General features: G+C 67.5%; 33 protein-coding genes and 1 pseudogene. 19 read left to right on the top strand and 15 right to left on the bottom strand.

What is annotated here, in order from left to right; translation table 11 throughout:
• The first annotated feature begins 8 nt into the window (after positions 1 to 8).
• The gene (locus BMZ69_RS19855; RefSeq protein WP_092159831.1) at positions 9 to 1,160 is read left to right on the top strand and encodes an aminotransferase; all 1,152 of its coding nucleotides are present in this window, start codon (positions 9 to 11) and stop codon (positions 1,158 to 1,160) included.
• On the opposite strand, the gene BMZ69_RS19850 is transcribed toward BMZ69_RS19855, so the two are convergent.
• The 8 genes from BMZ69_RS19850 to hisA form a co-directional block, all read right to left on the bottom strand.
• Positions 1,161 to 2,549, bottom strand: coding sequence for a tetratricopeptide repeat protein (locus BMZ69_RS19850; RefSeq protein WP_092159829.1), 1,389 nt, complete (start codon positions 2,547 to 2,549; stop codon positions 1,161 to 1,163). It abuts the gene before it with no gap.
• Positions 2,550 to 2,582: 33 nt separating this feature from the next.
• A complete protein-coding gene (locus BMZ69_RS19845) occupies positions 2,583 to 2,933 on the bottom strand; it encodes a RidA family protein (RefSeq protein WP_092159827.1) in 351 nt (116 codons plus the stop codon).
• A 61-nt stretch (positions 2,934 to 2,994) separates the two neighbouring features.
• Positions 2,995 to 3,444 carry a YqaA family protein gene (locus BMZ69_RS19840; protein ID WP_092159825.1) on the bottom strand — a complete coding sequence of 150 codons (450 nt, stop codon included), beginning with the start codon at positions 3,442 to 3,444 and terminating at the stop codon, positions 2,995 to 2,997.
• Complete coding sequence (locus tag BMZ69_RS19835) at positions 3,444 to 3,971, bottom strand: DUF1697 domain-containing protein (protein WP_092159823.1); 528 nt, start codon at positions 3,969 to 3,971, stop codon at positions 3,444 to 3,446. Before BMZ69_RS19835 ends, BMZ69_RS19840 begins: the two co-directional genes overlap by 1 nt.
• Positions 3,972 to 4,004: 33 nt before the next feature.
• Positions 4,005 to 4,979, bottom strand: coding sequence for a type I pantothenate kinase (gene coaA, locus BMZ69_RS19830; RefSeq protein WP_092160041.1), 975 nt, complete (start codon positions 4,977 to 4,979; stop codon positions 4,005 to 4,007).
• 53 nt (positions 4,980 to 5,032) lie between these two features.
• Positions 5,033 to 5,353 (bottom strand): phosphoribosyl-ATP diphosphatase, encoded by a 321-nt coding sequence (locus BMZ69_RS19825; protein WP_092159821.1) that lies wholly within the window; start codon positions 5,351 to 5,353, stop codon positions 5,033 to 5,035.
• Positions 5,354 to 5,358: 5 nt separating this feature from the next.
• Positions 5,359 to 6,123: an imidazole glycerol phosphate synthase subunit HisF gene (gene hisF, locus BMZ69_RS19820; protein ID WP_092159819.1), complete on the bottom strand. Its 765-nt coding sequence runs from the start codon at positions 6,121 to 6,123 to the stop codon at positions 5,359 to 5,361.
• Entirely contained in the window at positions 6,120 to 6,866 is a 747-nt protein-coding gene (gene hisA / locus BMZ69_RS19815) for a 1-(5-phosphoribosyl)-5-[(5-phosphoribosylamino)methylideneamino]imidazole-4-carboxamide isomerase (protein ID WP_092159817.1), read from the bottom strand. Before hisA ends, hisF begins: the two co-directional genes overlap by 4 nt.
• A 288-nt stretch (positions 6,867 to 7,154) precedes the next feature.
• Between hisA and BMZ69_RS19810 the strand changes: the two genes are divergently transcribed.
• Complete coding sequence (locus tag BMZ69_RS19810) at positions 7,155 to 7,427, top strand: hypothetical protein (RefSeq protein WP_092159815.1); 273 nt, start codon at positions 7,155 to 7,157, stop codon at positions 7,425 to 7,427.
• Here BMZ69_RS19810 and hisH read toward each other — a convergent pair whose 3' ends face one another.
• The 4 genes from hisH to BMZ69_RS19790 are packed head-to-tail and all read right to left on the bottom strand — an operon-like array spanning position 7,428 to position 9,671.
• Positions 7,428 to 8,084: an imidazole glycerol phosphate synthase subunit HisH gene (hisH, locus tag BMZ69_RS19805; RefSeq protein ID WP_092159813.1), complete on the bottom strand. Its 657-nt coding sequence runs from the start codon at positions 8,082 to 8,084 to the stop codon at positions 7,428 to 7,430.
• Positions 8,081 to 8,566: a DUF2628 domain-containing protein gene (locus BMZ69_RS19800; RefSeq protein ID WP_092159811.1), complete on the bottom strand. Its 486-nt coding sequence runs from the start codon at positions 8,564 to 8,566 to the stop codon at positions 8,081 to 8,083. The genes hisH and BMZ69_RS19800 overlap by 4 nt, the downstream gene beginning before the upstream one ends.
• A gap of 12 nt (positions 8,567 to 8,578) precedes the next feature.
• Positions 8,579 to 9,166 carry an imidazoleglycerol-phosphate dehydratase HisB gene (gene hisB / locus BMZ69_RS19795; RefSeq protein ID WP_092159809.1) on the bottom strand — a complete coding sequence of 196 codons (588 nt, stop codon included), beginning with the start codon at positions 9,164 to 9,166 and terminating at the stop codon, positions 8,579 to 8,581.
• Between the two features lie 58 nt (positions 9,167 to 9,224).
• Entirely contained in the window at positions 9,225 to 9,671 is a 447-nt protein-coding gene (locus tag BMZ69_RS19790; RefSeq protein ID WP_092159807.1) for a hypothetical protein, read from the bottom strand.
• Positions 9,672 to 9,713: 42 nt separating this feature from the next.
• Here BMZ69_RS19790 and hslV point away from each other — a divergent pair, with 42 nt between their 5' ends.
• The 17 genes from hslV (at position 9,714) to BMZ69_RS19705 (ending at position 25,153) form a co-directional block, all read left to right on the top strand.
• Positions 9,714 to 10,283, top strand: coding sequence for an ATP-dependent protease subunit HslV (gene hslV, locus BMZ69_RS19785; protein WP_175506889.1), 570 nt, complete (start codon positions 9,714 to 9,716; stop codon positions 10,281 to 10,283).
• Complete coding sequence (locus tag BMZ69_RS19780; RefSeq protein ID WP_092159803.1) at positions 10,280 to 10,780, top strand: GNAT family N-acetyltransferase; 501 nt, start codon at positions 10,280 to 10,282, stop codon at positions 10,778 to 10,780. Before hslV ends, BMZ69_RS19780 begins: the two co-directional genes overlap by 4 nt.
• Entirely contained in the window at positions 10,780 to 12,087 is a 1,308-nt protein-coding gene (hslU, locus tag BMZ69_RS19775; protein ID WP_092159801.1) for an ATP-dependent protease ATPase subunit HslU, read from the top strand. The genes BMZ69_RS19780 and hslU overlap by 1 nt, the downstream gene beginning before the upstream one ends.
• 177 nt (positions 12,088 to 12,264) lie before the next feature.
• Complete coding sequence (locus BMZ69_RS19770; protein ID WP_092159799.1) at positions 12,265 to 12,483, top strand: hypothetical protein; 219 nt, start codon at positions 12,265 to 12,267, stop codon at positions 12,481 to 12,483.
• A gap of 7 nt (positions 12,484 to 12,490) precedes the next feature.
• Entirely contained in the window at positions 12,491 to 14,074 is a 1,584-nt protein-coding gene (murJ, locus tag BMZ69_RS19765) for a murein biosynthesis integral membrane protein MurJ (RefSeq protein ID WP_175506888.1), read from the top strand.
• A gap of 51 nt (positions 14,075 to 14,125) precedes the next feature.
• Positions 14,126 to 15,187, top strand: a complete 1,062-nt coding sequence (gene trpS / locus BMZ69_RS19760) for a tryptophan--tRNA ligase (protein ID WP_092159795.1) — start codon at positions 14,126 to 14,128, stop codon at positions 15,185 to 15,187.
• A gap of 86 nt (positions 15,188 to 15,273) precedes the next feature.
• Positions 15,274 to 15,768, top strand: a complete 495-nt coding sequence (locus BMZ69_RS19755; RefSeq protein WP_092159793.1) for a universal stress protein — start codon at positions 15,274 to 15,276, stop codon at positions 15,766 to 15,768.
• A 93-nt stretch (positions 15,769 to 15,861) separates the two neighbouring features.
• Positions 15,862 to 16,428: a NifU family protein gene (locus BMZ69_RS19750; protein ID WP_092159791.1), complete on the top strand. Its 567-nt coding sequence runs from the start codon at positions 15,862 to 15,864 to the stop codon at positions 16,426 to 16,428.
• A 34-nt stretch (positions 16,429 to 16,462) separates the two neighbouring features.
• Entirely contained in the window at positions 16,463 to 17,146 is a 684-nt protein-coding gene (gene tsaB, locus BMZ69_RS19745) for a tRNA (adenosine(37)-N6)-threonylcarbamoyltransferase complex dimerization subunit type 1 TsaB (RefSeq protein ID WP_092159789.1), read from the top strand.
• A 189-nt stretch (positions 17,147 to 17,335) separates the two neighbouring features.
• Positions 17,336 to 17,833, top strand: a complete 498-nt coding sequence (locus BMZ69_RS19740; protein ID WP_092159787.1) for a GNAT family N-acetyltransferase — start codon at positions 17,336 to 17,338, stop codon at positions 17,831 to 17,833.
• An 86-nt stretch (positions 17,834 to 17,919) separates the two neighbouring features.
• On the top strand, positions 17,920 to 18,717 hold the full coding sequence (locus BMZ69_RS19735) for a lysophospholipid acyltransferase family protein (RefSeq protein WP_092159785.1): 798 nt from the start codon (positions 17,920 to 17,922) through the stop codon (positions 18,715 to 18,717).
• Between the two features lie 126 nt (positions 18,718 to 18,843).
• Entirely contained in the window at positions 18,844 to 20,199 is a 1,356-nt protein-coding gene (gene miaB, locus BMZ69_RS19730) for a tRNA (N6-isopentenyl adenosine(37)-C2)-methylthiotransferase MiaB (protein WP_092159783.1), read from the top strand.
• A gap of 156 nt (positions 20,200 to 20,355) precedes the next feature.
• Positions 20,356 to 21,447: a PhoH family protein gene (locus BMZ69_RS19725; protein WP_244543454.1), complete on the top strand. Its 1,092-nt coding sequence runs from the start codon at positions 20,356 to 20,358 to the stop codon at positions 21,445 to 21,447.
• 116 nt (positions 21,448 to 21,563) lie between these two features.
• Entirely contained in the window at positions 21,564 to 22,043 is a 480-nt protein-coding gene (ybeY, locus tag BMZ69_RS19720) for an rRNA maturation RNase YbeY (protein ID WP_244543444.1), read from the top strand.
• A complete protein-coding gene (locus BMZ69_RS19715; protein ID WP_092159777.1) occupies positions 22,040 to 23,035 on the top strand; it encodes a hemolysin family protein in 996 nt (331 codons plus the stop codon). The genes ybeY and BMZ69_RS19715 overlap by 4 nt, the downstream gene beginning before the upstream one ends.
• Positions 23,032 to 24,630, top strand: coding sequence for an apolipoprotein N-acyltransferase (gene lnt, locus BMZ69_RS19710; RefSeq protein WP_092159775.1), 1,599 nt, complete (start codon positions 23,032 to 23,034; stop codon positions 24,628 to 24,630). The genes BMZ69_RS19715 and lnt overlap by 4 nt, the downstream gene beginning before the upstream one ends.
• Before the next feature lie 103 nt (positions 24,631 to 24,733).
• Positions 24,734 to 25,153, top strand: coding sequence for a helix-turn-helix domain-containing protein (locus tag BMZ69_RS19705; protein WP_092159773.1), 420 nt, complete (start codon positions 24,734 to 24,736; stop codon positions 25,151 to 25,153).
• A 102-nt stretch (positions 25,154 to 25,255) separates the two neighbouring features.
• Here the strand turns inward: BMZ69_RS19705 and BMZ69_RS19700 are convergent, their stop codons facing one another.
• From BMZ69_RS19700 to BMZ69_RS31250, 3 genes and pseudogenes are all read right to left on the bottom strand, one after another.
• The gene (locus tag BMZ69_RS19700) at positions 25,256 to 25,543 is read right to left on the bottom strand and encodes a hypothetical protein (RefSeq protein ID WP_092159771.1); all 288 of its coding nucleotides are present in this window, start codon (positions 25,541 to 25,543) and stop codon (positions 25,256 to 25,258) included.
• Positions 25,536 to 26,180: an acyl-homoserine-lactone synthase gene (locus BMZ69_RS19695; RefSeq protein ID WP_175506887.1), complete on the bottom strand. Its 645-nt coding sequence runs from the start codon at positions 26,178 to 26,180 to the stop codon at positions 25,536 to 25,538. The genes BMZ69_RS19700 and BMZ69_RS19695 overlap by 8 nt, the downstream gene beginning before the upstream one ends.
• Positions 26,181 to 26,436: 256 nt before the next feature.
• A pseudogene (locus tag BMZ69_RS31250) lies at positions 26,437 to 26,518 on the bottom strand (IS5/IS1182 family transposase); the annotation flags it as partial.

The following is a 26,518-nucleotide window of genomic DNA, read 5'->3' as shown; positions in this document are numbered from 1 at the left end:
AAGCCGCGATGAATCCGATCTTCTCCGCCCTCCCGACCACCATCTTCGAAACCATGTCGCGGCTCGCGCGCGAGCACCAGGCCGTCAATCTTGGCCAGGGCTTTCCCGACGATCCTGGCCCGGAGGATGTCCGCCGCAAGGCGGCGCAGGCGGTGGTCGAGGGCTGGAACCAGTATCCGCCGATGATGGGCCTGCCGGAGCTGCGCCAGGCGACGGCGACGCATTTCCGGCATTGGCAGGGCCTGGAGCTCGATCCGGAGGCCGAGGTGATGATCACCTCCGGCGCGACCGAGGCGATCGCCGGCGCGCTGATGGCGATCGTCTCGCCCGGTGACGAGGTCGTGCTGTTCGAGCCGATGTACGACGCCTATCTGCCGCTGGTGCGCCGCGCCGGCGGCACCCCGAAATTCGTGACGCTGACGCCGCCGCATTTCGGACTGAGCGAGGAGGCGCTGGCGAAGGCCTTCTCGCCGAAGACCAAGGCGGTGCTGTTCAACAACCCGCTCAACCCGACCGCGACCAATTTCAGCGCGGCCGATCTCGATCTGCTCGCCTCGTTCTGCATCCGGCACGATGCCGTCGCGATCTGCGACGACGTCTGGGAGCATGTCGTCTTCGACGGCCACCGCCATCAGCCGCTGATGAGCCGGCCGGGCATGCGCGAGCGCACGGTCAAGATCTCCTCGGCCGGCAAGATCTTCTCGCTGACCGGCTGGAAGGTCGGGATGGTGATGGCGGCGCCGGAGCTGATGCGCGTGCTGGCCAAGGCGCACCAGTTCCTCACCTTCACGACGCCGCCGAACCTGCAGGCGGCGGTCGCCTACGGCCTCGGCAAGGACGACGCCTATTTCGAGGGGATGCGAACCGATTTCCAGCGCTCGCGCGATCGCTTCGCTGGCGGCCTGCGCGACCTCGGGTTCAGCGTGCTGCCGAGCGCCGGCACCTATTTCCTCAATGTCGATATCGGCCCGCTCGGGCAGAGCGACGATGTCGCCTTCTGCCAGCGGCTGGTTGCCGAGCACGGCGTCGCCGCGATCCCGGTCAGTGCCTTCTATGCGGAAGGAGCGGTGCGCAATGTCGTGCGCTTCTGCTTCGCCAAGCATGATGCGACGTTGGACAAGGCGCTGGAGCGGCTCACCGCCTTGCGCGTGAAAGGCTGATCAAGCCTTCCGAAGAGCCTCGACCAGGGTTGCGGCCCGCCGCAGCCTCGGCTCGCGGCGCTTTGCGTCGGCGGCGAGGCCCAGGCTGCGCAGCGTCTCGATCGCCATGACGAGCTCGGTGGTCGCCCTTTCGGCCTCGGCGCGGTCGCGGATACGCTCGGACAGCTCCAGCCGCGCCTCGGCCCGGTTGGCGGCGCTCTGCGCCCAGAGCGAGGGCACGATCTCGCGGCGTCTGACCTCCAGCGCCGCGTCGTAGGCGGCGATCGCCTCCTCCAGCACGACCGGCTCGTTGTAATAGCCGGCGAGCCCGACCAGCGCGGCGCCGATCCGGTCCTGCACCTCGGCCCATTCGAGCGGGGCGCTCTCGCGCGGCCGGTCGTGGAGCACCAGCTTGAAGCAGTTCACCGCCGCCTCGAAGGCGGAGACGCCGCTGGCGCGCAGGCCGAGCGCGACATGGGCCTTGCCGAGCTCCCATTGCAGCCGGCCCCATTCGCGCGGCATGTCGGCGCGCGTCATCCCGGAGAGCCCAGCGCGAAAGGCGGCGACGCCCTCGTCGAGCAGGCCGGCATCGTCCTCGATCTCGCCGAGCCGGGCCAGGGCCTCGCCGAGCCGGGTCTGCAGCGTGGTCCAGAGGCGCGGCGCCTTGGCGCGCTGCAGATCATCCAGGGTCGTGCGGTAGATCTCGACCGCCTGCCGGAGCAAAGCACCGCCGCCATCGAAATGCGACAGGCCGGTGAGCGAGCGTGCCAGCCGAAGCTGGGTCTCGGCCCAGGGCACGGTCTGGTCGAAATTGTCGAGCTTGGCGAGCAGGCCCTGCAACTGGCCGATCGAGGCGACGAAGGCCGACTTGTCGGCGAAATCGGCACCGCGCCGGGCCAGCGCATCGGCCTGCATCCAGGCATAGGTGAGCCCGCTGCCAGCTTCGGCCGAATCGGCGATCAGCGCCGCCTCTGCATAGCGCTCGGCGGCATCGCGATAGGCTTGCGGATTGAGGTGCAGCATCGCCACCGCGCCACGATCGGCGCGGCCGGCGGCGGCGGCGAGCAAGCGGTCGCGCGACAACTTGTCAGGAGCGACCGCGCCATCGAGATTGCGCTGTTCGGCCAAGGCGAGCAGACGGTCGGCTTCGGCGAGCTTGCCATCGGCCAGCGCCTGCACCGCCTGTCCCTGAAGCCGGTCGCGCTCGGGATCGTCGCCGGACGGCTTGGCGAGCCTAGCCTGCAGGCTGCGGAAATCGCCGGCGCGGCGCGCCAGATTGTTCTCGATGCGGGTGAAGTCGGGCTTGCCGGAAGCGTCGCCCATCGAGGCGAGCACACCGAGCAGCAGCGCGGGGGGAACGCCCTCGCGCTGCGAGACACGGGCCAGGATGGTGGCGAGTTCCGGATTCACGTTTGTAAGCCCGCCACCCCTGCGTGAACGCGATCAGATCGCGGCGATGACCGCGATCTCGACGGTGTATTGCGGGCCGGCGAGCTTGGCCTCCACGGTAGCGCGGCCCGGCGTGTTGCCGGCCGAGACCCAGCCGTCCCAGACGGCGTTCATCTCGGCGAAGGTCGACATGTCCGAGAGCCAGATGTTGACCATCAGCAGCTTCGACTTGTCGGTGCCGGCCTCCGCCAGGAGGCCGTCGATGATCGAGAGGATGTCCTTGGTCTGCTCGCCGACGCTCTTGCCGGCCGCCTTGTCGGCGACCTGACCTGCGAGATAGACCGTGTTGCCATGCACGACGGCCTTCGACATGCGCGGGCCGGGGGCGATGCGCTTGATGCTCATGATCTGGTCTCCATCAAAAGGGGCCTCGCTGGTAGCCCGAGACCGGAATCCGCGCAAATGCTTATGCAGCGGCGGCCCAGCCCGCCCAGAGCAAGGCATAGCGCGCCGCCTTGCCGATGAACACCAGCAGGATGAAGCGCAGCAGCGGATAGTTCAGCGAACCGGCGACGAAGGTCAGCGGGTCGCCGCCGATCGGCAGCCAGGCGAAGAGCAGCGACGGCCAACCGAAACGGGCGAACCAGGCCTGCGCCTTGGCGAAGCGCACGGGATCGGGCCGCAATCGCGCCGGGAGGCGCTCGACGCCGCCCGTCGCGATCAATCGGCCGAGCCACCAGTTGACGACCGAGCCGGCCGTGTTGGCGATGGAGGCGACGATGAAGAGCAGCGCCGGATCGACCGATTTCGCCGCCAGCAGGCCAACGAAGACGGCCTCCGACTGCGCAGGCAGCAGCGTCGCAGCGACGAAGGCCGCGCCGGCCATCAGGCCGAGGGAGGCGAAATCGAGCGGCATCAGTCCAGCATCGCGGCGAGCGCCTTGATCGTGTTGGCGTTGCGCAGCGTGCCGATGCCGAGTTTTTTTGTCGTCAGATGCGAGAGCAGCCTCGTCTCCTCCGGCTTGCCGCCGAAATCGATCCAGAGATCGCCGTCAGCAAGGGCCAGCGTAATGCCAGGCGCGGCGATCCCGCGGAGCATGGACAAAGCGTCGGTGCCGAGCGGCTTTCGCATGACGCGGATGCCGATATCGGGGCCCTTCCCGTTCGGGAAGGGATTGTGGGCGGCGAGCCGCTTCCAAGCCTCAGCCTTGCGCAGGATGATGTCGACATGCTTGCCGAAACGGGCGCGAAAGCCAGCCTCCAACCGGCTTTCGATCGCCGTGAGGGGCACATCCTCGCCCTCGAAGATGAGATTGCCGGTGGCGACCCAGGTACGCGGATCACGAAAGCCGAGCTCCACCGCCATCGTCTTCAGGTCCGCCATGACCACGCGCTTGCCGGGGCTGAGCACGATCGAGTGCAGCAGGGCGACATAGGTCGTCATCGCGATTTCAGACGCAGCGGCTTTGGCCTCGCGCTACAGCCGCCGGAGCGAGACCTGCTGGATGCGGTGGCTGGCGCCCTTGGTCAGGATCAGGCTGGCGCGCTGGCGGGTCGGCACGATGTTCTCGCGCAGATTGGGCAGGTTGATGCCGGTCCAGAGCTTCTCGGCGATCGAGAGCGCCTCGTCCTCGCCGATCTCGGCATATTTGCGGAAGAAGGAACGCGGATCGCGGAAGGCGGTCTGGCGTAGCGTCATGAAGCGGTTGACGTACCAGCGGTGCAGGTCGTTCTCGTCGGCGTCGAGATAGACCGAGAAGTCGAAGAAGTCGGAGACGAAGGGGATGATGGTGCCGTCCCTCGGCAGGCGGCTCGCCTGCAGGACGTTGAGCCCTTCGAGGATCAGGATGTCCGGCCGCTCGACCGTGACCTGCTCTCCGGGCACGACGTCATAGACCAGATGCGAATAGACGGGGGCGCTGACGGCGCGCTTGCCGGCCTTGACCTCGGAGAGGAAGCGCAGGATCGCGGCGCTGTCATAGCTCTCCGGGAAGCCCTTGCGCTGCATCAGGCCGCGGCGCTCGAGCTCGGCATTCGGCAGCAGGAAGCCGTCGGTGGTGACGAGTTCGACCTTCGGCGTGTTCGGCCAGCGCGAGAGCAGCGCCTGGAGCACGCGCGCCGTCGTCGACTTGCCGACCGCGACCGAGCCGGCGACGCCGATGACATAGGGGACCTTGGCCTCGGCCTCGGCCATCAGGAAGCGCTGCGTCGCCTTGAACAGCCCTTGCGTCGCGGCGACGTAGAGCGAGAGCAGGCGCGAGAGCGGCAAATAGATCGCGACGATCTCGTCGAGCGAGATCGGGTCGTTGATCGATTGCAGCCTGGTGAGATCGTCGACGGAGAGCGTCAGCGGCGTGTCGGCGCGCAGATGCGCCCACTCGTCACGCGAGAACGTGCGATAGGGCGAGACCAGATCGGGGGCGGATGGCGCCGCGATCGGACGCTGGTCCATGATGCCCCCCGTCTTCCAGGCTTCGAGGTTCAACGCGACACTCGCCTCGATTTCTAACGGGGCCGCGCTGCCTTCTCGGCCAGGCCGGAGCGCGCAGTACGGGCCTCAAGCTGGCTCAAGACGTCCCGCAATGCAACATCGCGGGACCTGAGCACGACCAAAAGATGATAAAGCAGATCGGCGCTCTCGGCGATCAGTTCGTCGCGATCGCCCTTCACGGCGGCGATCACGGCCTCGACCGCCTCCTCGCCGAGCTTCTTGGCGGCGCGCTCGGGACCGGCGGCCAAAAGCTTGGCCGTCCAGGATTCCTCCGGCGCGGCGCCCGCGCGCTCAGCGACGATGCGTTCGAGATCGGCGAGAGTGAAATCGGCCATCTTCGTCAGTCCAGCCGCATCGCGAGGCCGGCAGCGGCCATATGCGCCTTGGCCTGCGGGATGCTGTAAGTGCCGAAATGGAAGATCGAGGCGGCGAGCACGGCCGAGGCATGGCCGTCGCGGACGCCGGCGACGAGATCGTCGAGATCGCCGACGCCGCCGGAGGCGATCACCGGCACCGAGACGGCATCGGCAATGCGCTGGGTCAGGCCGATATCGTAGCCCGATTTGGTGCCGTCACGGTCCATCGAGGTCACCAGCAATTCGCCGGCACCGAGCGAGACGACCTCGCGGGCGAAGGCGATCGCGTCGATGCCGGTGGCGTTGCGCCCGCCATGGGTGAAGATTTCCCAGCGTCCGGGCGTGACCTGCTTGGCGTCGATGGCGACGACGATGCACTGGTCGCCGAATTTTTCCGCCGCTTCCTTGACGAAGGGGCGATTGGTCACCGCCGCCGTGTTGATCGCGACCTTGTCGGCGCCGGCCAGCAGCAAAGCGCGGATGTCCTCGACCTTGCGCACGCCGCCGCCGACCGTCAGCGGCATGAAGCAGGCCTCGGCCGTGCGGGTGACGACGTCGAGCAGGGTGCCCCGCGCTTCATGGCTCGCGGTGATGTCGAGGAAGCAGAGCTCGTCGGCACCGGCCGCGTCATAGGCCTTGGCCGCCTCGACGGGATCGCCGGCATCGACGAGATCGACGAATTTGACGCCCTTGACGACGCGGCCGTCCTTGACGTCGAGGCAGGGGATGATGCGGGTCTTCAGGGTCATGCCGCCGCTCCCTTGTCCGCCTTGGCCAACCGAGCCAGCGCCGCGGCCGGGTCGATCCGGCCGTCATAGAGGGCACGGCCGGTGATCGCGCCTTCGAGGATCGCGGCGTCGGGCGCGCAGAGGCGCTCGATATCGGCCATGGAGGCGAGCCCGCCCGAGGCGATCACCGGGATCGTCAGCGCATGGGCCAGCGCGATCGTGCCGTCCCAGTTGATGCCCTGGAGCATGCCGTCGCGGGCGATGTCGGTGTAGACGATCGCGGCGACGCCGGCGTCCTCGAAGCGGCGGCCGAGATCGTCGGCGGCCAAGGCCGAGGTCTCGGCCCAGCCCTCCACGGCGACGAAACCGTCGCGCGCATCGATACCGACCGCGACCTTGCCCGGAAAGGCTTTCGCCGCCTCGCGGACGAAGCCGGGATCGCGCACCGCGGCCGTGCCGATGATGACGCGGGCGATGCCCTTCGAAAGCCAGCCCTCGACCGTCTTCATGTCACGGATGCCGCCGCCGAGCTGCACCGGGAAGCGGACGCCCTGCAGGATCGCCTCGACGGCGGCCGCGTTCATCGGCTTGCCGGCGAAGGCGCCGTCGAGATCGACGACGTGCAGCCACTCGAAGCCTTGGGCCTCGAAGGTCGCGGCCTGGGCGGCGGGATCGTCGTTGAAGATCGTCGCCTGGTCCATGTCGCCCTGCTTCAGGCGGACGCAGCGACCTTCCTTGAGGTCGATGGCGGGAAAGAGGATCAATAGCTTGCCTTTGGGGACAACGGGGACAACTCGCCAGCAAATCAGAACAAAAAGGGAACTAGCTATATATCAATTGGTTACAGCTGATGTTCCGGATTTGTTTTGTTTGACTTTCGGCCGGACCGCGGGAAGACTCCGAATCGATCAAAAGGAAAGCCGGGTGGTCAGACCCGGCTTTCCGACCCGTAATGATTTGTGGGCACCACGGGATGCAGCAGATGTGCAATCTCATCGAATCAAAATTCTGCTCCATGGTCAAGGTGCCCTCGCGTTCTTCGCGAGGCCAAAATGGCGCTTTTGACGAATGAAGATGCTGTAGAAATTTGGCTTTTGAAGTGGAAAGGCGAGTATATCAAACGCATTTCTGCACAGTTTGATATCGACCCCCGTCGTATATACGAAATTTTGACTGAAGAAAAATTTCCAGGATCTCGACTTGAGGCATTGAATCGCTTCAGGAGAGATTTGCCATCGCTTGCCGCTCGCACCAATACAGACCCTCATGTCGCGAAGCTGCATGTTGTCAGGCGCGATCCGGATCAGGGCGAGCTGTTTGGCTAGCTACGGCGCCCACCTCAGGAAATTACCGATCAGCTTGAGGCCGAGCTTCTGGCTCTTCTCGGGGTGGAACTGCGTGCCGGCGATATTGTCCCTCGCGACGATCGCGGTGACAGGGCCGCCATAATCGGTCAGCGCCAGCACCTCCTCAGGCTTTGCGGCCGTCAGCGCATAGGAGTGGACGAAATAGGCGTGCCAGCCGGAGGGGCCGGTCTCGATGCCGGCGAGCAGCGGGTGCTCGTCCTGCGGGTGCAGCGTGTTCCAGCCCATATGCGGGATCTTCAGGGAATCATCTTGCGGCCGGATCAGCGCGACGTCGCCGGCAATCCAGTTCAGGCCCTCGGTGGTGACGTATTCGAGGCCGCGGCTCGCCATGAGCTGCATGCCGACGCAAATACCGAGGAAGGGCCGGCCCTTGCCCCGGACGGTCTCCTCCAGCGCCTCGACCATGCCGGAGACGGCATCGAGCCCGCGCCGGCAATCGGCGAAGGCGCCGACGCCGGGCAGCACGATGCGGTCGGCGGCGCGGACCTCGGCGGGATCGCTGGTGACACGGATGGTCGCGGCGATGCCGGCCTCATTGGCAGCGCGCTCGAAGGCTTTTGCGGCCGAGTGCAAGTTGCCCGAGCCGTAATCGACGATGGTGACGGTCTGGCTCATCGTCCGTTCGCCTCGGGGAAGAGGCCGATCACCGGCGCTGAGCTCGGCGCGAAGCGCGCGGAAGCGGGAGCCGCCTCGACGACGCGCGGCGACGCGCCGGCCGGCAGAGCCCGCTCGAAGAAGCGACGCTCGGCGCTGGAGAGATCCGGCGCCTCGATCACGTCGACCAGCCGCCAGCCCTGCCGCAACAGCTTGCGGGCGATCAGGTTCTGGCCCTCGAAGCCGAGAAAGACCGCAAGGGCGGTATGCGACAGCATCACCGCGAGAAAGGAGAAGCCGACCTGACGCTGCAGATAAACCAGCCCGCCCCAGACCAGCGCATAGAGGATGAACGCGAGCCAGAGCCGTTTGAACAGCAGCCAGACACCGCCGAAGATCAGGGCCGCAAAGGTGAAGCTCTCGGGCAGGAGACGAGCCTGCTCGACCTCCTCGCGCAGGCCACCGGCGCCCGGCGGCGGGATCAGAGCCTGATAGAACGCCATGGCAGCGATCCCCTACAAAGCGCCCTTGGTCGAGGGCACACGGCCACCCTCGCGCGGATCGACCTCCAGCGCCTGGCGCAGCGCCCGCGCCAGCCCCTTGAAGCAGCTCTCGGCGATATGGTGGGCATTGTCGCCATAGAGCGTCTCGACATGCAGGGTCAGCCCGGCATTGATGGCGAAGGCCTGGAAGAACTCGCGCACCAGCTCGGTGTCGAAGGTGCCGATCTTCTCCGCCCTGAACTGCGTCCGGAAGATCAGGAAGGGCCGGCCGGAGACGTCGACCGCGACGCGGGTCAGCGTCTCGTCCATCGGCAGGTGGACATCGGCATAGCGGCGGATGCCCTTCTTGTCGCCGAGCCCCTGCTTCAAGGCCTCGCCGAGCGCGATGCCGGCATCCTCGACCGAATGGTGGTCGTCGATATGGGTGTCGCCCTTCACCTTGACGGTGGTGTCGATCAGCGAATGGCGGGCGAAGAGATCGAGCATATGGTCGAAGAAGCCGATACCGGTCGCAATCTCGGCCTTGCCCGTGCCGTCGAGCACGAGCTTGACCGCGATGTCGGTCTCGTTGGTGCGGCGCTTCACTTCGCCCGAACGCATGCTGACCTCTGTAACGCCTGAAAACCGTGCCCGCTTTAGCAGGCGCGGACGCGGATCGCTATCCCGGCGGCGGACCAAAGCGGCGCAGGAAGGCGCGCGCCCGCGGCAAGGCGTCGTGCAGGAACTGGCCGGGCTCGCGCAGCCAGAGCCCGTCATAAGTCTTCGATTTCGCTTCGCTGACCAACACATCCTGGGGCAGGGGCACCAGCGTCCCGTCCCAGCCTGGCCACCAGAGCCGGCCCTTGGCCCAATGATGCGCGACCAGGGCCTCTTCGCAGCGATAGCCGTGAAAATCGAAGGCCGTCCGGCCATTCGTGACGAAGACGTGGTTGCCGGTGAAGCTCTCGGCCGGCCTGATCCAGACGGCATGGAAACCGTGCTCCGGATAGGCGTCCAGAAAGGCGTAGGCGAGGATGTGGCAGGCGCCGCAGGCGAAGAAGACGCGTTCGGAGAGATTCCAGCGTTTCACCGGGTCGCTCTTGATACCGGGCTTCAGCCTGAACATCTTGGCGGTTCCTGTTGACCGTTCATCCGAGACCGAATCGCAATGTCAGAGACTAGCAACGCCCCCGTGATGCACGCGACCACCATCCTGATGGTGCGCAAGGGCGGCCGGGTCGTGATCGGCGGCGACGGCCAGGTCTCGCTCGGCCCGACGATCATGAAGGGCAACGCCAAGAAAGTGCGCCGCCTCGCCAAGGGCGCGGTGATCGCGGGCTTCGCCGGCGCGACCGCCGACGCCTTCACCTTGTTCGAGCGGCTGGAAGCCAAGCTGGAGCAGTTCCCGACGCAGCTCCTGCGCGCCTGCGTCGAGCTCGCCAAGGACTGGCGCACCGACCGTTATCTGCGTCGGCTCGAAGCCATGCTGCTCGTCGCCGACAAGGAGGTCTCGCTGCTGATCTCCGGCACCGGCGACGTGCTCGAGCCGGAGCCCTCCGAGCACGGCTCGGTGATGGCGATCGGCTCCGGCGGCAATTATGCGCTCGCGGCGGCCCGCGCGTTGGTCGACGGCGAGGCCGATGCCGAGGTCATCGTGCGCAAGGCGATGAAGATCGCCGGCGACATCTGCGTCTACACCAATCACAGCCTGGTCATCGAGAGCCTGGAGACCGCATGAATTTCGTCGCCGACGGCTACGCCTTCGCTCCCGCGACACCAGACGATTTCCCAATGCTGGCGCGCTGGCTCGAACAGGACCATGTCCGGCGCTGGTGGGGCGATCCCGACGAGGAACTAGCCGAGATCGCGCGCATCTTCGGCGATCCCAGCATGGAGGCGCTGATCGTCAGCCATGACGGGCGGCCCTTCGCCCATCAGCAGAGCTGGGACCCGTCCCTTTGGCCGGACTATCCGCTGCAGGACCAGCCGGCGGGCACGCGCGGCATCGACCAGTTCATCGGCGAGGCCGACATGCTCGGTCAGGGCCACGGCACCCGTTTCATCGGCGCTTTCACCCGGCATTTGCTGGCGCAAGGCGCGCCGCGGGTGGTGATCGATCCCGATCCGGAGAATCTCGCCGCGATCCGCGCCTATGAGAAGGCGGGCTTTACGCCCCTAGAAGTCCGCGAGACCGGCGACGGCCCCGCGCTGATCATGTTCCAGGAACCTGTTTGATGACGTCGTTTTCCCCCCGCGAGATCGTCTCCGAGCTCGACCGTTTCATCGTCGGCCAGAAGGACGCCAAGCGCGCCGTCGCGATCGCGCTGCGCAATCGCTGGCGCCGGCAGCAATTGGAAGGGCCGCTGCGCGAGGAGGTCGCGCCCAAGAACATCCTGATGATCGGGCCGACCGGCTGCGGCAAGACCGAGATCGCCCGCCGCCTCGCCAAATTGGCGAATGCGCCGTTCCTCAAGGTCGAGGCGACCAAGTTCACCGAGGTCGGCTATGTCGGCCGCGACGTCGAATCGATCGTGCGCGACCTGGTCGAGGTCGCGATCGGCCTGGTGCGCGAAAGCCGGCGCAAGGATGTCGAGGCCAAGGCGCATGTCGCGGCGGAGGAGCGCGTGCTCGACGCCCTGGTCGGCCCGACGGCGAGCGCGACGACGCGCGACTCGTTCCGCCGCAAGCTGCGCAACAACGAACTCGACGACAAGGAGATCGAGGTCGAGATCGCCTCGGCCGCCTCGGGCGCGCCGATGTTCGAAGTGCCCGGCTTGCCCGGCGCCTCGATCGGCGCGATCAACCTCTCCGACATGTTGGGCAAGGCTTTCGGCCAGCGCGGCAAGCCCAAGCGCGTGCTGGTCAAGGACGCCTACGCGCCGCTGCTCGCCGAGGAAAGCGACAAGCTGATCGACCAGGACGCGATCGTCCAGGCGGCGATCCGCGAGGTCGAGAACAACGGCATCGTCTTCCTCGACGAGATCGACAAGATCTGCGCCCGCGAGGGCCGCGGCGGCGCCGACGTCTCGCGCGAAGGCGTGCAGCGCGACCTGCTGCCGCTGATCGAGGGCACGACCGTCGCGACCAAGCACGGGCCGGTGAAGAGCGACCACATCCTGTTCATCGCGTCGGGTGCCTTTCACGTCTCGAAGCCGTCGGACCTCCTGCCGGAACTGCAGGGACGTCTGCCGATCCGGGTCGAGCTCTCGCCGCTCGACGTCGAGGACTTCAAACGCATCCTGACAGAGACCGAGGCCAGCCTGATCAAGCAGTCGGTGGCGATGCTGGCGACCGAGCAGGTCACGATCGACTTCACCTCCGACGCGGTCGCGGCGATCGCGCGCATCGCGGTCGAGGTCAATTCGACGGTCGAGAACATCGGCGCCCGCCGGCTCCAGACCGTGATCGAGCGCATCCTCGACGAGATCTCGTTCACTGCGACCGACCGCGGCGGCGAGAGCGTGACGATCGACGCGGCTTATGTCGAAGCACGCATCGGCGACCTCGCCAAGAACGCCGATCTGAGCCGGTTCATTCTGTGAAAGGTCGTCATTGCGAGGAGCGCAGAGACGAAGCAATCCAGGGGGCGTGGCGCGCGGCCGCCCTGGATTGCTTCGCTGACGCTCGCAATGACGACTTAGTCCGTCCGGCAATATTCTCGATCCTGCGCACTGGCTCGCGACTTCGTTTCGTGCTTCGTCAAGACGATGGAGCAAGCCATGCCGCGTATCACCGCCACAACTGATCAGCACAATGTGCCTGGCGCAACGAATGCCGGCGCGGCCGACACCGATGAGACTGTTATCCGCGATGTGAGGCAGCCCGGGCGCCATTCCTTCGAGCAGATCAGGGCAGAGCTCCAGCGCGCATTCGCCGCCTCTGATGCTGGCTACACGCCGCTGACAGCGGCGGAGGTCATTGCACGCAACGAACACTGAGCGTCCTGTGGCTACGTCCTCCCGCCTCGCCCGCGATTCGCTCGTCGTCGGCGCCGCGACGATCCTGTCGCGCCTGCTTGGCTTTGCCCGCGACGTACTGATCGCGCGCCTGCTCGGCGCCGGTCCGGTGGCGGATGCCTTCCTGGCGGCGCTGCGCCTGCCCAATCTGGTCCGGCGCGTGCTCGGCGAAGGCGGTTTGAACGCGCCCTTCGTGCCGCTCTATCTCGCGATCAAGGCCGAACGCGGCGAGGATCACGCGAAACGCTTCGCCGGCGCGGCCGCGAGCCAGCTCGGGCTCCTGTTGATCTGCTTCGTCGTTCTGGCCGAGATCTTCGCGCCCTGGGTCGTGCTCGGACTGGCCGGCGGCTTCGCCGACGAGCCACAAACGCTGGCGCTCGCCGCGTTCTACACGCGGCTGATGCTGCCCTTCGTGCTGCTGACCACGCTCGCAGCCCTGCTTGCGGCACTGCTCAACGCCGAGGGGCGCTTCACCGTGGCGGCGCTGGCGCCTGCCCTGATGAACGCGATCCTGCTCGCGGCCTTGCTGTTCGCGCTGTTTCGCGGCGGTAACAGCCATGCCAGCGCGACATTGCTCGCCGCCTGCCTCAGCCTCACAGGCCTTGCCCATCTCGCCATGATCCTGTGGCGCCTGCATGGCATCGGGCTGCCGCAGCCCGGCCTGCGCTGGTCGCCGGACATGACGCAGCTGGTCAGGACGGGCGGCGCGACCTTGCTCGCCGCCTCGGCGGCGCAACTCGTGCTCCTGATCTCGACGCAGATCGCCTCGACCGAGCCCGGCTCGGTCTCGGCGCTGTATTATGCCGACCGGGTCTTCCAGCTGCCGCTCTCCTTCTTCGGCGTCGCCATGGGCACGGTCGTGCTCTCGGCCATGGCAGGCGAGATCTCGCAGGCGGACCACGACGCCCTGCTCGGCCGGGCGCTGGCGCTCGGGCTGGCGCTTGCGATCCCGGCCGCGGCGGCCCTCTATGTGCTGGCCGAGCCGATCGTCTCGGTGCTGTTCGAGAACGGGCAGTTCAACGCCGCCGATCGCGAGCGCACTGCTGCGGCACTGGCCGCCTTCGCCTGCGGCCTGCCCTTCGCACTCGCCGCCAAGGTCTTGGGACAGGTCTATTTCGTGCGCCGGCAGCCACGTTTGCCGCTGATTGCCGGCTTTGCCGCGGTCGCTGTCGCAGCGTTCGCCGGCTACGCCCTGCTCGGCTGGCGTGATGCGGCGATGATCGGCGCGCTCGCAGCGAGCCTCGCCTTCATAGTCCAAGCCGGACTGCTTGGCTTGCATATGCTGCGTGCTGGCTTGTGGCGGCCGCGCTGGGCCGATGCCAGGACGATCCTCGCCATCGTCATCGCCGCGGTGCTCATGGTGGCTGCGCTCGAGGCCATGATCAGGCCGCTCCTCTCTGCGCTGAACCCGAGCCAGCCGGGGCTGTGGCGCGCCGGCGCCCTGGCCTTGCTGTGCTGCACAGGTGCTGCTGTTTACGCCGTCGCCGGCTTCCTGCTCGGCGCCTTCGACGCGGTTCTGCCGCCGCGGCTCTTGCGCCTTCGCGGCGCTTCCGTCAGAACGCCGCGTTCCTGAGCGGATCGACCCCCGACTCAAGACTTTTCCGCCCTGACGACGGAGCGCCCCATGGCCGCTTTCTCTCCCCGCGTCTTCTCCGGCATGCAGCCGACCTCGACGCTCCATCTCGGCAATTATCTCGGCGCGCTGGTGAACTGGGTCGCGATGCAGAAGACCCATGACTGCATCTATTGCGTCGTCGACATGCACGCGATCACGCAGGGGCTCGACGTCTGGGGCGGCCCGGTCGAATTGACCCGCGCCACACGCGAGGTCGCGGCCGCCTATATCGCCGCCGGCGTCGATCCCAAGACGAGCATCATCTTCAACCAGAGCCAGGTCTCCGGCCATGCCGAGCTCGCCTGGGTGTTCAACACGATCGCGCGCCTCGGCTGGCTCAACCGCATGACCCAGTTCAAGGAGAAGGCCGGCAAGGACCGCGAGAACGCCTCGGTCGGGCTCTACGACTATCCCGTGCTGATGGCGGCCGACATCCTGCTCTACAAGGCGACCCATGTCCCGGTCGGCGAGGACCAGAAGCAGCATCTCGAACTGACCCGCGACATCGCCCAGAAGTTCAACAACGACTTCGCCGAGCGCATCGCCGAGCTCAACCTCGGCACCGGCGATCTCGGCTATTTCCCGCTGCCCGAGCCGATGATCCAGGGGCCGGCGCCGCGGGTGATGAGCCTGCGCGACGGCACCAAGAAGATGTCGAAATCGGACCCGTCGGACTATTCGCGCATCAACCTGACCGATGATGCCGAGATGATCGCGCAGAAGATCCGCAAGGCGAAGACCGATCCCGAAGCGCTGCCCTCCGAGGAGAAGGGTCTGGAGGGCCGGCCGGAGGCCGAGAACCTGGTCGGGATCTATGCCGGGCTCTCCGGCGAGAGCAAGGCGCAGGTGCTCGGGCAGTTCGGCGGCAGCCAGTTCTCCGGCTTCAAGGCGGCGCTGGTCGAGCTCGCGGTCGGCAAGCTCGCGCCGATCGCCGGCGAGATGCGCCGCCTGCTCGCCGATCCCAGCCATATCGACGCCATCCTCAGCGACGGCGCCGACCGCGCTGCCGCGATCGCCGCGCCGATCATGCTGGATGTCAAGGACATCACCGGCTTCGTGCGCCGGCGCTGATCCGGCAGGTGCCGCGAGGGAGGCTTGCGCTGACCTTGCGACGCCTGTCACCATGACATGTCCTGAAACGGCGGCAGGCAGCAGCAATGGTCAAGAGACGGCGGTCCTATGAGACGGGCCATCGCCCGAAATTCCTCGCTGTCGTCGACGATAGCGAGGAGTGCGCCAAGGCGGTGCGCTTTGCGGCACGGCGCTGCGCCCGCCTCGGCGCCTCGATCGTGCTGCTCGGCGTAGTCACTCCGCCCCCCGACGAGACCTGGCTCGGCGTCGGCGACATGGTGCAGGCCGACGCCGAGGCCGAGGCGCAGGAGCTGATCGACGCGGCCGCCGCCTCCGTGCGCTCGCTCGCCGGGCTCGAACCCGAAAAGGTCGTGCGCACCGGCGTCAAGGCCGACGAGATGGTCAAATTGATCGAGGCCGACGAGGATATCTCGCTGCTGGTCCTCGCCGCCGGAACCGGCCGCGACGGGCCGGGCCCGCTGGTCAGCGCGCTCGCCGGCAAGGGGGCCGGCAGCTTCCCGATCCCGGTCGCGATCGTGCCCGGCCACCTCGACGACGAGGAAATCGACGCGCTGGCCTGATCGGGGCGCCCAGCTGCTGGAATGATTCCAGCGTCCGGCCTATATCGGGATCAGGAACGGCGGCCTTGACCCGCCGGCGCCGGAGACAAAGCCATGTTCATCCAGACCGAAGCCACGCCCAACCCCGCCACCTTGAAGTTCCTGCCCGGACGCAGCGTCTCGCCGCAAGGACCGATCGAATTGCGCGATCCCGCTCTGGCCGAGCGCTCGCCGCTCGCCACCCGCCTGTTCGGCGTCAAGGGCGTCTCGGCCGTGTTCTTCGGCTCGGACTTCATCACCGTGACCAAGGCCGAGGGCGAATGGCCGCACCTCAAGCCCGCCATCCTCGGCGCGATCATGGAACATTACATGTCGGGTGCGCCGCTGATGAGCGATGGCGCCCCGGTCGACGAGCTCGCCGAGAGCGAGGACGAGTTCTTCGCTGAGGAAGACGCCGCGACGGTCGACACGATCAAGGAGCTGCTCGAGACCCGCATCCGCCCGGCGGTGGCCGGCGATGGCGGCGACATCACCTTCCGCGGCTACAAGGACGGCACGGTCTATCTCGCGATGAAGGGTTCCTGCTCGGGCTGCCCGTCCTCGACCGCGACGCTGAAGCACGGCATCCAGAACCTTCTGCGCCATTTCCTGCCGCAGGTGCGCGAGGTCGAGGCGGTTTGATCGCCGCCCGCATCGCAGACCGGACCTAAGCCCGATGCGCATTCTCGCGATAGACACCGCGCTCGGCGCCTGCTCGGCTTGCGTGCTCGACAGCAGCGAGCCCATTCCCTTCGCGATCGAGCAGACCGCGATGGAGCGCGGCCATGCCGAGGCGCTGATGCCGATGATCGAGCGCGTCATGGCCAAGGTCGAGGGCGGCTTCTCCTCGCTTGACCGCGTCGCCGTGACCATCGGCCCCGGCAGCTATACCGGCCTGCGCGTCGGCATCAGTGCGGCGAGGGCGATCGCGCTCGCCGCCGGCATCCCGGCGATCGGCGTCTCGACGCTGGCCGCCAGCGCCGCGCCCTTCATCGGCCGCGAGGGCGGGCGCGTTGTCGCCGCCGCGGTCGATGCCAAGCACGGCCAGGTCTGGTTCCAGGCTCTGAACGCGCAGGGCAAGCAGCTCGTCTCGGTGCGCCAGGTCAACCATCGCGACGCCGCCCGCGCCATTGGCGCCGGGCCGGTCTCGCTGGTCGGCTCGGCCGCGCTCGCCGTCGCCAACGAGGCCTGGGCGATCGGGCTCGACGCGCTCGTGGTCGACGACGCCAAGGCGCCGGACGTGATCTGGGTGGCGCGGCTCGGCATGATCGCCGACCCCGACAGCGCGCCGCCGCGCCCGCTCTATCTCAAGGCGCCGGAAACGACGCCGCAGGACCGCGCCCGGCTGCCGCGGCGCTGACATGGCCCGTATCGGAACCTCCTCCGTCATTCCGGGGCGTCGTGCAGCGGCGGGCCCGGAACCCATGAACACGGCCTTCGATCCAGATCGCGCTGCATCCGTCATGCTCCATTCTGCAAATCCGGTGTTCATGGGTTCCGGGCTCGATCCTGACGGATCGCCGCGGAATGACGGCGGTGCACACGAACGATGAGCTGGCTGCATTCCCTGCTCGGACGGAAGGACGGCCCTGCCCGCACCGGCCCGCTCGACGTCCGCCATGCCCGCCAGGTCGCAGCCCTGCATCACCAGGGCGGCTTCGCAAGGCTGTGGGAGCCCGGCGAATGCGCGGCGCTGCTCGCCGACCGGGCGGTCGTCAGCGATGGCGTCTTCCTCGGCAGCGCCAGCGAGCCCTGCGGCTTCGTGATGTCGCGGGTGGCCGCGGACGAGGCGGAGATCCTCAGCATCGTCGTCGCTGGCGGAAGGCGGCGGTCCGGCCTCGGGCAGAGCCTGCTCTGCGCGCATATGGCGCAATTGGCGGCGCGTGGGGCGGCGCGGCTCTTCCTCGAGGTCGAGGAGGGTAATGTGGCGGCGATCGGGCTCTACAACCGGCTCGGCTTCGAGATCGTTGGGCGCCGAGAAGGCTATTACGCCAAGGCCGACGGAACTCGCGTCGCGGCCCTGGTGATGCGGCGCGATCTCGGTTGAACCGAGCGACGTAGACGCCTGCGACAAGCCCGATTATAGCCGGGATCGCAAACCGGGGCGCCAACTCAGAGAATGAACGGCCCAGCATGAAAGGCCTCCGTCCCGGCGCCATGGCGCGGCTCGCGCTGCTCGTCCTCGGCACGCTCGTCCTGATCCCGCCTCAGCTCGTCGCAATGCGTTTCGGGCGGCCGTTCTATTTCACCCGGCTGTTCCAGAAGCTGGTCTGCCGCAGCTTCGGCGTGCGAATCACCGCTCGGGGCGAGGCTCCCCGGCCGGGAGAGGGCGGGCTGATCGTCGCCAACCACATCTCCTGGCTCGACATCCCCGTCATCGGCACGACGGGGCCGCTCTCCTTCGTCGCCAAGGCCGAGGTCGCGACCTGGCCGGTGATCGGCTGGCTCTCGACGCTGCAGCGCACCGTCTTCATCGACCGGATGCGGCGCGGCGCCACCGCCGGCGTCGCCAGCGAGATGGGCAAGCGGCTGCAGGACGGGCAATCGGTGGTGCTCTTCGCCGAGGGCACGACCGGCGACGGCACGCGTATCGTGCCGCTGCGCTCTTCCTTGCTCGGCGCCGCTCACGAAGCCGTGCGCGGCGCGGACGAGTCCGAGACGACGGTCTATCCGCTCTGCATCACCTATACCGGCTTCCACGGCCTGCGCGGCGGGCGGGCCGAGCGCTCGGCGCTGGCCTGGTATGGCGACACCGAACTCGCGCCGCATTTGCAGGCGATGATCAATTCCGGCGCCATCGACGTCGAGCTCGCCTGGGGCGAGCCGATCCGGATGGGCCGCAAGCTCTCGCGCAAGGAGGCGACGCGCCTCGCCGAGATCTCGATCCGGCGCGCAAGGCAGGAGGCCGTCACCGGCCGGTCACGCGGCTGAGCCAGATTCGCATCGGCTGCGGAGTGTTGCGGCCCGGATATTGCGTGGTGACTGCTGGCGGCGATATGATTCCCATCCACGAGGCGATTGGGATAAGGAGACGCGGTTGAGGCCGGATCAGCGTTGATGAAGAAAGTCCACATCAAGTCCTATGGCTGCCAGATGAACGTCTATGACGGCCAGCGCATGGCCGACGTCCTCGGCCAGCAGGGCTATGTCGAGACTGCGACGCCTGACGACGCCGACCTCATCCTGCTCAACACCTGCCATATCCGCGAGCGGGCGGCCCACAAGGTCTATACCGAGCTCGGCAAGCTGCGCGACCTGAAGCGCGAGCGCAAGGCGGACGGGCGCGAGACCACGCTCGTCGTCGCCGGCTGCGTCGCGCAGGCGGAGGGCGCCGAGATCCAGCGGCGCCAGCCGGCCGTCGACCTCGTCATCGGCCCGCAGACCTATCACCGCCTGCCCGAGCTGCTCGCCCAGGCGAAGCGTGGCCGCGTCGTCGACACCGAATTGCCGCCCGAGGACAAATTCGGCCATCTGCCGGCGCCGAAGCCGGCAGCGATCGTCGCCCGCGGCATCTCGGCCTTCGTCACCGTGCAGGAAGGCTGCGACAAATTCTGCGCCTTCTGCGTCGTGCCCTATACGCGCGGCGCCGAATTCTCGCGCCCGGTCGCGCAGGTGATCGCCGAGGTCGAGCGGCTGGCGCAGGCCGGCGTGCAGGACGTCTCGCTGCTCGGCCAGAACGTCAACGCCTATCACGGCGAGGGGCCGGATGGCCGGGTCTGGACCCTGGCGCAATTGATGCACCGGATCGCCGAGGTGCCGGGCATAGCCCGCATCCGCTACACCACGAGTCACCCGCGCGACATGGACGATGAGCTGATCGCAGCCCATCGCGACCTGCCGCAGGTGATGCCGTTCCTGCATCTGCCGGTGCAGGCCGGATCGGATCGCATCCTCTCGGCGATGAACCGCAAGCACACTGGCGACGAATATCGCCGGCTGATCGACCGGATCCGCGCCGCGCGACCCGACATCGCGTTGTCCTCGGACTTCATCGTCGGCTTCCCAGGCGAGAGCGATGCCGATTTCGAGGAGACGCTGCGGCTGATCGCCGATATCCGCTTCGCCTCGGCCTATTCGTTCAAATATTCGCCGCGCCCCGGCACGCCGGCGGCCGAGCTCTCCGAGCAGGTCCCGCTCGCGGTGATGGACGAGCGGCTCCATCGGCTGCAGGCCCTGGTCGAGCAGCACCGGCAGGAGTTCAATCACGCCATGGTGGGGCGCACCGTCGAGGTGCTGCTCGAGCGGACCGGCCGGCATCCCGGCCAGCTCGCCGGCAAGACGCCCTATATGCAGGCGGTCCAGATCGAGAGCGCGACGCACCGGATCGGCGATCGCGTCCTGGTCGAGATCGAACGCGCCGGCTCGAATTCGCTGTTCGGCCACGCGGTCGAGCAGCCGGATCTGGCTGCCTGAAGACGGTTGGGGTGCGTAGCGTCAAGATGGCGTCGGCGTTGTGGTGAAGGTTTTTGACTGCGCCTGTCCGACTCATTCCCAGTGGAGACAATGGCATTGGCCCAGGCCGATCAATTCAATCCGAGAGCCGAGCGCGGCGGCCGCCGCGACGAGGCGCTGACGCGCGACGGCCTGCCCGGCGCGGAAGTCGAACTCACCTTCGACAACAACCAGACCGCCAGCCTGGTCTTCGGTCATTACGACCAGAACCTGGCGCATCTGGAGCGGCGTCTCGGCGTCGTCGTCGCCCCGAACGGCAACCATGTCACCATCAAGGGGCCGCGCGAGACCGCCGAGCAGGCGAGCCGCGTCCTGCGCACGCTCTATGCCCGCGCCAAGACCGGCGCCGCCGTCAATCTCGGCGAGGTCGACGGTGCGATCGAAGAGAGCAATGCGCAGCGCTCGCTCTTCCCCTCCGACAATGCCGGCAAAGCCGCATTCGACGCGGTGGTGACGCGTAAGCGCGGCCCGGTCCGGGCCCGCAACGCGGCGCAGGACGCATACCTCCGCCAGCTCAAGCGCCATGAGCTCGTCCTTGCCGAAGGCCCGGCCGGCACCGGCAAGACCTGGCTCGCGGTCGGCCATGCCGTCTCGCTGATCGAGCAGGGCGTGGTCGAGCGCATGGTGCTGTCGCGCCCGGCGGTCGAGGCCGGCGAGCGCCTGGGCTTCCTGCCCGGCGACATGCGCGAGAAGGTCGATCCGTATCTGCGGCCGATCTACGACGCGCTCAACGACTTCATGGAGGCGCGCCATGTCGAGCGCGCTTTGCAGACCGGCATGATCGAGATCGCGCCGCTCGCCTTCATGCGCGGGAGGACGCTGAGCAATGCCGTGGTGCTGCTCGACGAAGCGCAGAACGCTACCTCCGTGCAGATGAAGATGTTCCTCACCCGCCTGGGCGAGGGCTCGCGCATGATCATTACCGGCGACCCCTCGCAGATCGACCTGCCGCCGGGCCAGCGCTCCGGCCTGGTCGAGGCGGTGCGGCTGCTCTCGGGCGTCGAGGGCGTCGGCCATGCCCGCTTCGAGGAGGGCGACGTCGTCCGCCACGCGCTCGTGCGCCGCATCGTCATGGCCTATGAGGACGCCTCCCGAAAGGAGCGCGACGAGCGCGAGGCGCGGCTTGCCGCCCTGCCTGCGCCGGATCAGCCGGTCGAGGGCGATGCCGACGGGCTGAAGCGCATGCTGTCGCGGGAGCGGCCGCGATGACCGACCGACCTCGTTCGCGGCGCTCAGCGCCGCGAACCGAAACTTCGGAGCCCGACCCAAGCGGGCCCACGCTCGATATTCGCATACAATCGCGGAAGTGGCGCGAGATCGAGGATTTGCGACCGCGCATCCTCGCCGCCATCGACGTCGGACTGGCGCTGGCGCCGGTCAAGCCGCTGCCCGGCGCCGAGCTCAGCCTGCTGCTCACCGACGACAAGCGCATCCGCATCGTCAACCGCGACTGGCGCGGCTTCGACAAGGCGACCAATGTCCTGTCCTTCCCGGCCGCGCCGCCCCAGCGGATCGCCTCTAGCCCGGTGATCGGCGACATCGTGCTCGCCTTCGAGACGATCGTCCGGGAGGCGCAGGCCGAAGAGAAATCCGTCGGCGATCATCTCAGCCATCTCGTGATCCACGGCCTGCTGCACCTCGTCGGCGAGGATCACGAGACCGAGGATCAGGCGCAGCGCATGGAAGCGCTGGAGACCGCGGCGCTCGCCCGGCTCGGCATCGCCGATCCCTATGCCGGCTCGGAGCCGGAACCCATGCAGCCCCGCCCCGCGGCCAAGACCAAGAAGCCCCCGCCAGCGTCATGAGCGACGACACACGATCTACCTCATCGTCGGAACCATCAGGCCGCGGCCTGTCGCACTGGCTCGGCCAGTTCCTCGACCGGCTCGGCCTGCGCCATGGCGGCTCGATCCGCGAGGACATCACCGAGGCGCTGGCGCAGGATGGCGGCGGGGTCACCGACCTTTCCCCGCAAGAGCGGGCGATGCTCTCGAACGTGCTGAGCCTGCGCGAGCGCCGCGTGGCCGACGTGATGGTGCCGCGCGCCGACGTCATCGCGGTCTCCTCGGAGGCGACGCTCGGCGACCTGCTCGCCCTGTTCCGCACCGCCGGCCATTCGCGCCTGCCGGTCTATGGCGAGTCGCTCGACGACCCCCGCGGGATGATCCATATCCGCGACTTCCTCGACTTCATCGCCGCCCGGGCCAAGCCGGGCCGGAAGCTGCGCGGCGAAGCCGAGGCTGGCACCGGGCCGAGCCTTGGCGCCATCGACCTCTCGATGACGCTGGCCCAGGCCAAGATCCTGCGGCCGGTGCTCTATGTGCCGCCCTCCATGCCGGCGGTCGACCTTCTCGTCCGGATGCAGGCGACGCGCACCCATATCGCCCTGGTGATCGACGAATATGGCGGCACCGATGGGCTGATCTCGATCGAGGACCTGGTCGAGATCGTCGTCGGCGACATCGAGGACGAGCATGATCTCGACGAAGCCCCTGCGATCGCTCCAGCCGGCGAGAACCGCTATATCGCCGATGCCCGCGCCACGCTCGACGAGTTGAAGGAAGCCACGGGAATCGACCTGTCGAGCGCCGAGGTCGCCGAGGAGGTCGATACGCTCGGCGGGCTGATCGTGACCCTGGCCGGCCGGGTGCCGGTGCGCGGCGAACTGATCAAGGGGCCGGAGGACCTCGAATTCGAGGTGCTCGACGCCGATCCGCGCCGGGTCAAGCGCTTGCGCATCCATCGCCGCGTCCCCGCAGTGGCCGAGCAGCCGCCAGCCGCGCCGGACGCCGCATGACCAAGCTGTCGGTGCTGGCCGACCGCGTCATCCTCGCTTGGGGCTGGCCGCGCCGGCTGATCGCTCTCTTGTGTGGCGCGAGCGGGGCGCTGGCGCTGGCGCCGCTCGACCTGTGGCCTCTGATGGTCGTGCCGATGACCGCCGCGGTCTGGCTGATCGACGGCTCGGTCGCGCAGACCGCTCGCGGACGTCTGTGGGCGGCCGCAAGCGCCGGCTGGTGGTGGGGCTTCGGCTATCATCTCGCCGGGCTGTGGTGGCTCGGCGCCGCCTTCCTGGTCGAGGCCGACAAGTTCGCCTGGGCGATGCCGCTCGGCGTCGTCGCCCTGCCGGCCTTCCTCGCCGTCTTCCCGGCCGCGGGCTTTGCCCTGGCGCGGGCGATCTGGCCCATGGGGGCAGGGCGCATCCTCGTCCTGGCCGCGGCGCTGGCACTGAGCGAATGGCTGCGCGGCCATGTCCTCACCGGCTTTCCCTGGAACGTCTACGGCATGATGCTGGCCGGACCGAGCTGGCTGGCCCAGAGCGCCAGCCTGATCGGGCTCTATGGGCTGACGGCACTCGCGGTCGCGATCGGCGCCGCACCGGCCGTGCTCTGCACTGGCGAAACCGATGCGGAACGCTGGCGGGCACCTGTGTTCGCCGCCCTTCTGCTGGCGGTCATGGCCGGCTTCGGCGCCTGGCGCGTGCCGGCCGAACCGGTTCCGGCGGTGAACGGGGTGAAATTGCGGCTGATGCAACCGAACCTGCCCCAGGACGCCAAGTTCAGCCCACGCAACAGCGAGATGATCCTGTCACACTACCTGACGCTGAGCGATCGGGCGACCGGCCCGTCGACCTCAGGCGTGCAGGATGTGACCCATCTGATCTGGCCGGAATCAGCCTTCCCCTTCCTGCTCGGGCGCACGCCGCAGGCGCTGGCGCGGATCGCCGCCTTGCTGCCACCGAACACGACGTTGATCACGGGGGCGGCCCGCGCCGGCGAGACGCTACCGGGCGAGAGCCGGCCGCCGATCTACAACTCGATCCAGGTGGTGAACGACGAGGGCGTGATCACCGGCAGCTACGACAAGGTGCACCTCGTCCCGTTCGGCGAATACCTGCCGCCCTTTCTCGACCGGCTGATCCGCGCCCTCGGTCTGTCGGAGTTCGTCTCGGTCCCCGGTGGCTTCGCGTCGGGCAATCGCCGCACGCCCCTGTCGATCCGCGGCCTGCCACCCGCCGCGAGCCTGATCTGCTACGAGGTGATCTTCCCGGGTGCGGCGATGCCGAGCGGCCCCCGGCCGGGCTTCATGCTCAACCTCACCAATGACGGCTGGTTCGGGCAGACCAGTGGTCCCTATCAGCACCTCGCCCAGGCGCGCCTGCGCGCCATCGAGGAAGGCCTGCCGCTGGTGCGCGTCGCCAATACCGGCATCTCGGCGGTCGTCGACCATTACGGCCGAATCCGCGCGGCGCTGCCGCTCAGCGAAACGGGCGTGCTCGACACCTCCCTTCCCCGTGCCGGTGCCGCGACGCCCTATTCCCGCTTCGGCGACCTTTTCTTTGCGGGTGTAGTTGCCAGCCTATTGCTCGCTGGAGTAATAATGCGACGACGGTGATCCCATTTGGAACTTTCTTACGGGGCGACCGCCAAACAGCCGGTCAGACCGGGCCTTCGGGCCGCCGACGGTCTGAACGGAAAGAAAAAGGGGACCGGCCAACATGCTGAAAAAAGTACCAAATCCGATAGATCGTCATGTCGGCAGCCGTGTCCGCATGCGCCGCATGCTCGCCGGCGTCAGCCAGGAGAAACTGGGCGAGGCGCTCGGCCTCACCTTCCAGCAGGTCCAGAAATACGAAAAGGGCACCAATCGGATCAGCGCGAGCCGCCTGCAGCAGATTTCAAAAATGCTGGGCGTGCCCGTCGCCTTCTTCTTCGACGGCGCCCCGACCGACGACACGATCGGGAACGGCTTCGCCGAAGCACCGGCCACGACCTATGTCGCCGACTTCCTCGCCACGAGCGAAGGCGTGCAACTGACCAAGGCGTTCGTACGGATCAAGAGCCCGCGCGTGCGCCGCCGCATCGTCGATCTCGTCGAGTCGCTCGGCGACGCCCCGATCGATACCATCGAGCAGTGATGCACTGAATCGCCGGCCTCCCGCGGAGGCACATCGTCTTTCCGGGACTTCGCGCAGCGAAGGGCCCGGAAAGACAGTGCGATTCCCTCGATTGGCGTTGGCTCAGTGGAGGGCCGGCGCCGCGTCCTGGGTCAGCACGAGCGTGCTCCGGTTGAGCCGCTGCAATTGCGGACTGGGATTCACCAACAGGAAGTCCCTGAGCTTCACCTGGTCCGGCTCCGACATGGAGAGGATCTGGATCGCGAGCCAGAGCTCATCCGGCAGGTCCATGCGATAGGCGACATCCACCAATTCCTGGTGCACCGGCTGGTTGCGCAAGAGGTTGGTGAGCAGGCCCAGCGCATATTCGATCTTGTCCCGGCTGCTGCCGGTGTCATGCTGGCTAGCCATGCGAGATCCTCCGCTCGCCCGGGGTCCTGCTTGCAGCGCGGCGCGACAGGATGACGGGCGCTTCGATATCCTTGAAGGCGAGAGTGCGGCGATAAGCTCTCTCACTCACGGTGATGATCGTGCCGACGCAGTTCATGCCGTCGATCATCGTCGGCAGGCCGAGCGGCCGGACCTCCCAGCCCAGCTCCAGAAAACGCGGCATCCACCAAGTTTCCATCACCACGGTGATCGCCGCGATGTTCTGGGCCAGACAATGCTCGAACATGCCGGCTAGGACCGTATGCAGGACCTTGCTGTCGCTGCCACGCCGCTCCGGAACGACGAAGATGCGCGTCCATTCGACGATATCGCTGCCGCGCTGGATGCCGCGGACATCGGCCAGGAACGGGAAAACGTCCGCCATCAGATGGGGAGATGTCGTCGGAACAAGCCGCGTGCCGCCGATCACGCGCCCGTTTTCGAGCGCCAGCAGATAGGTCGCATCCTCATTGTCGAACTGATCGACCTCGCGACCATCGGGTCGCTCGAGCGCCATCCATTTGCGCTCGCCGACATAGATCTGGTGCCGGATCCGGAAATGCTGCTCCAATTCGGCGCCGTAGAGGTGCCGGTTTTCGGCATCGATAACATGAATCATCGCCGCTTCCCCTCGCTCAACGGGGGAAAGCTGGCTCCTTTCGGGTTTCATGGATATTCCGGAATTCCGGAAGATGCGGCCGATTTCGGCCGGCATCGAATGGCTGTTCCTAGCGTAGAAGGGGTCGGGCCTCGAAGGGGACACGCCTGGAGATATTGGCACGCGATGCGACGCCGCAGTCGGTGGGTTTCACCTCACCGCAACCGGCATGGCGGCCGTTGTTCCAAGGCCGCTGACATCTCTCTATGGTCGAGACTCAACGCAGCCAGTAGGCGACGAGAGCGGCGAGGCAGAGCGAGGCCAGATAGTTCCTGGCGAGCTTGTCGTAGCGGGTCGCG

Source organism: Allobosea sp. CRIB-10 (assembly GCF_900112185.1).
Taxonomy (GTDB): Bacteria; Pseudomonadota; Alphaproteobacteria; order Rhizobiales; family Beijerinckiaceae; genus Allobosea.
The sequence above is the reverse complement of the archived record's forward strand: the minus strand, read 5'-3'. Positions and strand labels throughout refer to the sequence as shown.

Coding starts and splice junctions, on each gene's coding strand:
- BMZ69_RS19855 (WP_092159831.1), top strand. CDS start 9: ATGAATCCGATCTTCTCCGCCCTCCCGACCACCATCTTCGAAACCATG.
- BMZ69_RS19845 (WP_092159827.1), bottom strand. CDS start 2,933: ATGAGCATCAAGCGCATCGCCCCCGGCCCGCGCATGTCGAAGGCCGTC.
- BMZ69_RS19840 (WP_092159825.1), bottom strand. CDS start 3,444: ATGCCGCTCGATTTCGCCTCCCTCGGCCTGATGGCCGGCGCGGCCTTC.
- BMZ69_RS19835 (WP_092159823.1), bottom strand. CDS start 3,971: ATGACGACCTATGTCGCCCTGCTGCACTCGATCGTGCTCAGCCCCGGC.
- coaA (WP_092160041.1), bottom strand. CDS start 4,979: ATGGACCAGCGTCCGATCGCGGCGCCATCCGCCCCCGATCTGGTCTCG.
- BMZ69_RS19825 (WP_092159821.1), bottom strand. CDS start 5,353: ATGGCCGATTTCACTCTCGCCGATCTCGAACGCATCGTCGCTGAGCGC.
- hisF (WP_092159819.1), bottom strand. CDS start 6,123: ATGACCCTGAAGACCCGCATCATCCCCTGCCTCGACGTCAAGGACGGC.
- BMZ69_RS19810 (WP_092159815.1), top strand. CDS start 7,155: ATGGCGCTTTTGACGAATGAAGATGCTGTAGAAATTTGGCTTTTGAAG.
- hisH (WP_092159813.1), bottom strand. CDS start 8,084: ATGAGCCAGACCGTCACCATCGTCGATTACGGCTCGGGCAACTTGCAC.
- BMZ69_RS19800 (WP_092159811.1), bottom strand. CDS start 8,566: ATGGCGTTCTATCAGGCTCTGATCCCGCCGCCGGGCGCCGGTGGCCTG.
- hisB (WP_092159809.1), bottom strand. CDS start 9,166: ATGCGTTCGGGCGAAGTGAAGCGCCGCACCAACGAGACCGACATCGCG.
- BMZ69_RS19790 (WP_092159807.1), bottom strand. CDS start 9,671: ATGTTCAGGCTGAAGCCCGGTATCAAGAGCGACCCGGTGAAACGCTGG.
- hslV (WP_175506889.1), top strand. CDS start 9,714: ATGTCAGAGACTAGCAACGCCCCCGTGATGCACGCGACCACCATCCTG.
- BMZ69_RS19780 (WP_092159803.1), top strand. CDS start 10,280: ATGAATTTCGTCGCCGACGGCTACGCCTTCGCTCCCGCGACACCAGAC.
- hslU (WP_092159801.1), top strand. CDS start 10,780: ATGACGTCGTTTTCCCCCCGCGAGATCGTCTCCGAGCTCGACCGTTTC.
- BMZ69_RS19770 (WP_092159799.1), top strand. CDS start 12,265: ATGCCGCGTATCACCGCCACAACTGATCAGCACAATGTGCCTGGCGCA.
- trpS (WP_092159795.1), top strand. CDS start 14,126: ATGGCCGCTTTCTCTCCCCGCGTCTTCTCCGGCATGCAGCCGACCTCG.
- BMZ69_RS19755 (WP_092159793.1), top strand. CDS start 15,274: ATGGTCAAGAGACGGCGGTCCTATGAGACGGGCCATCGCCCGAAATTC.
- BMZ69_RS19750 (WP_092159791.1), top strand. CDS start 15,862: ATGTTCATCCAGACCGAAGCCACGCCCAACCCCGCCACCTTGAAGTTC.
- tsaB (WP_092159789.1), top strand. CDS start 16,463: ATGCGCATTCTCGCGATAGACACCGCGCTCGGCGCCTGCTCGGCTTGC.
- BMZ69_RS19740 (WP_092159787.1), top strand. CDS start 17,336: ATGAGCTGGCTGCATTCCCTGCTCGGACGGAAGGACGGCCCTGCCCGC.
- BMZ69_RS19735 (WP_092159785.1), top strand. CDS start 17,920: ATGAAAGGCCTCCGTCCCGGCGCCATGGCGCGGCTCGCGCTGCTCGTC.
- miaB (WP_092159783.1), top strand. CDS start 18,844: ATGAAGAAAGTCCACATCAAGTCCTATGGCTGCCAGATGAACGTCTAT.
- BMZ69_RS19715 (WP_092159777.1), top strand. CDS start 22,040: ATGAGCGACGACACACGATCTACCTCATCGTCGGAACCATCAGGCCGC.
- lnt (WP_092159775.1), top strand. CDS start 23,032: ATGACCAAGCTGTCGGTGCTGGCCGACCGCGTCATCCTCGCTTGGGGC.
- BMZ69_RS19705 (WP_092159773.1), top strand. CDS start 24,734: ATGCTGAAAAAAGTACCAAATCCGATAGATCGTCATGTCGGCAGCCGT.
- BMZ69_RS19700 (WP_092159771.1), bottom strand. CDS start 25,543: ATGGCTAGCCAGCATGACACCGGCAGCAGCCGGGACAAGATCGAATAT.
- BMZ69_RS19695 (WP_175506887.1), bottom strand. CDS start 26,180: ATGATTCATGTTATCGATGCCGAAAACCGGCACCTCTACGGCGCCGAA.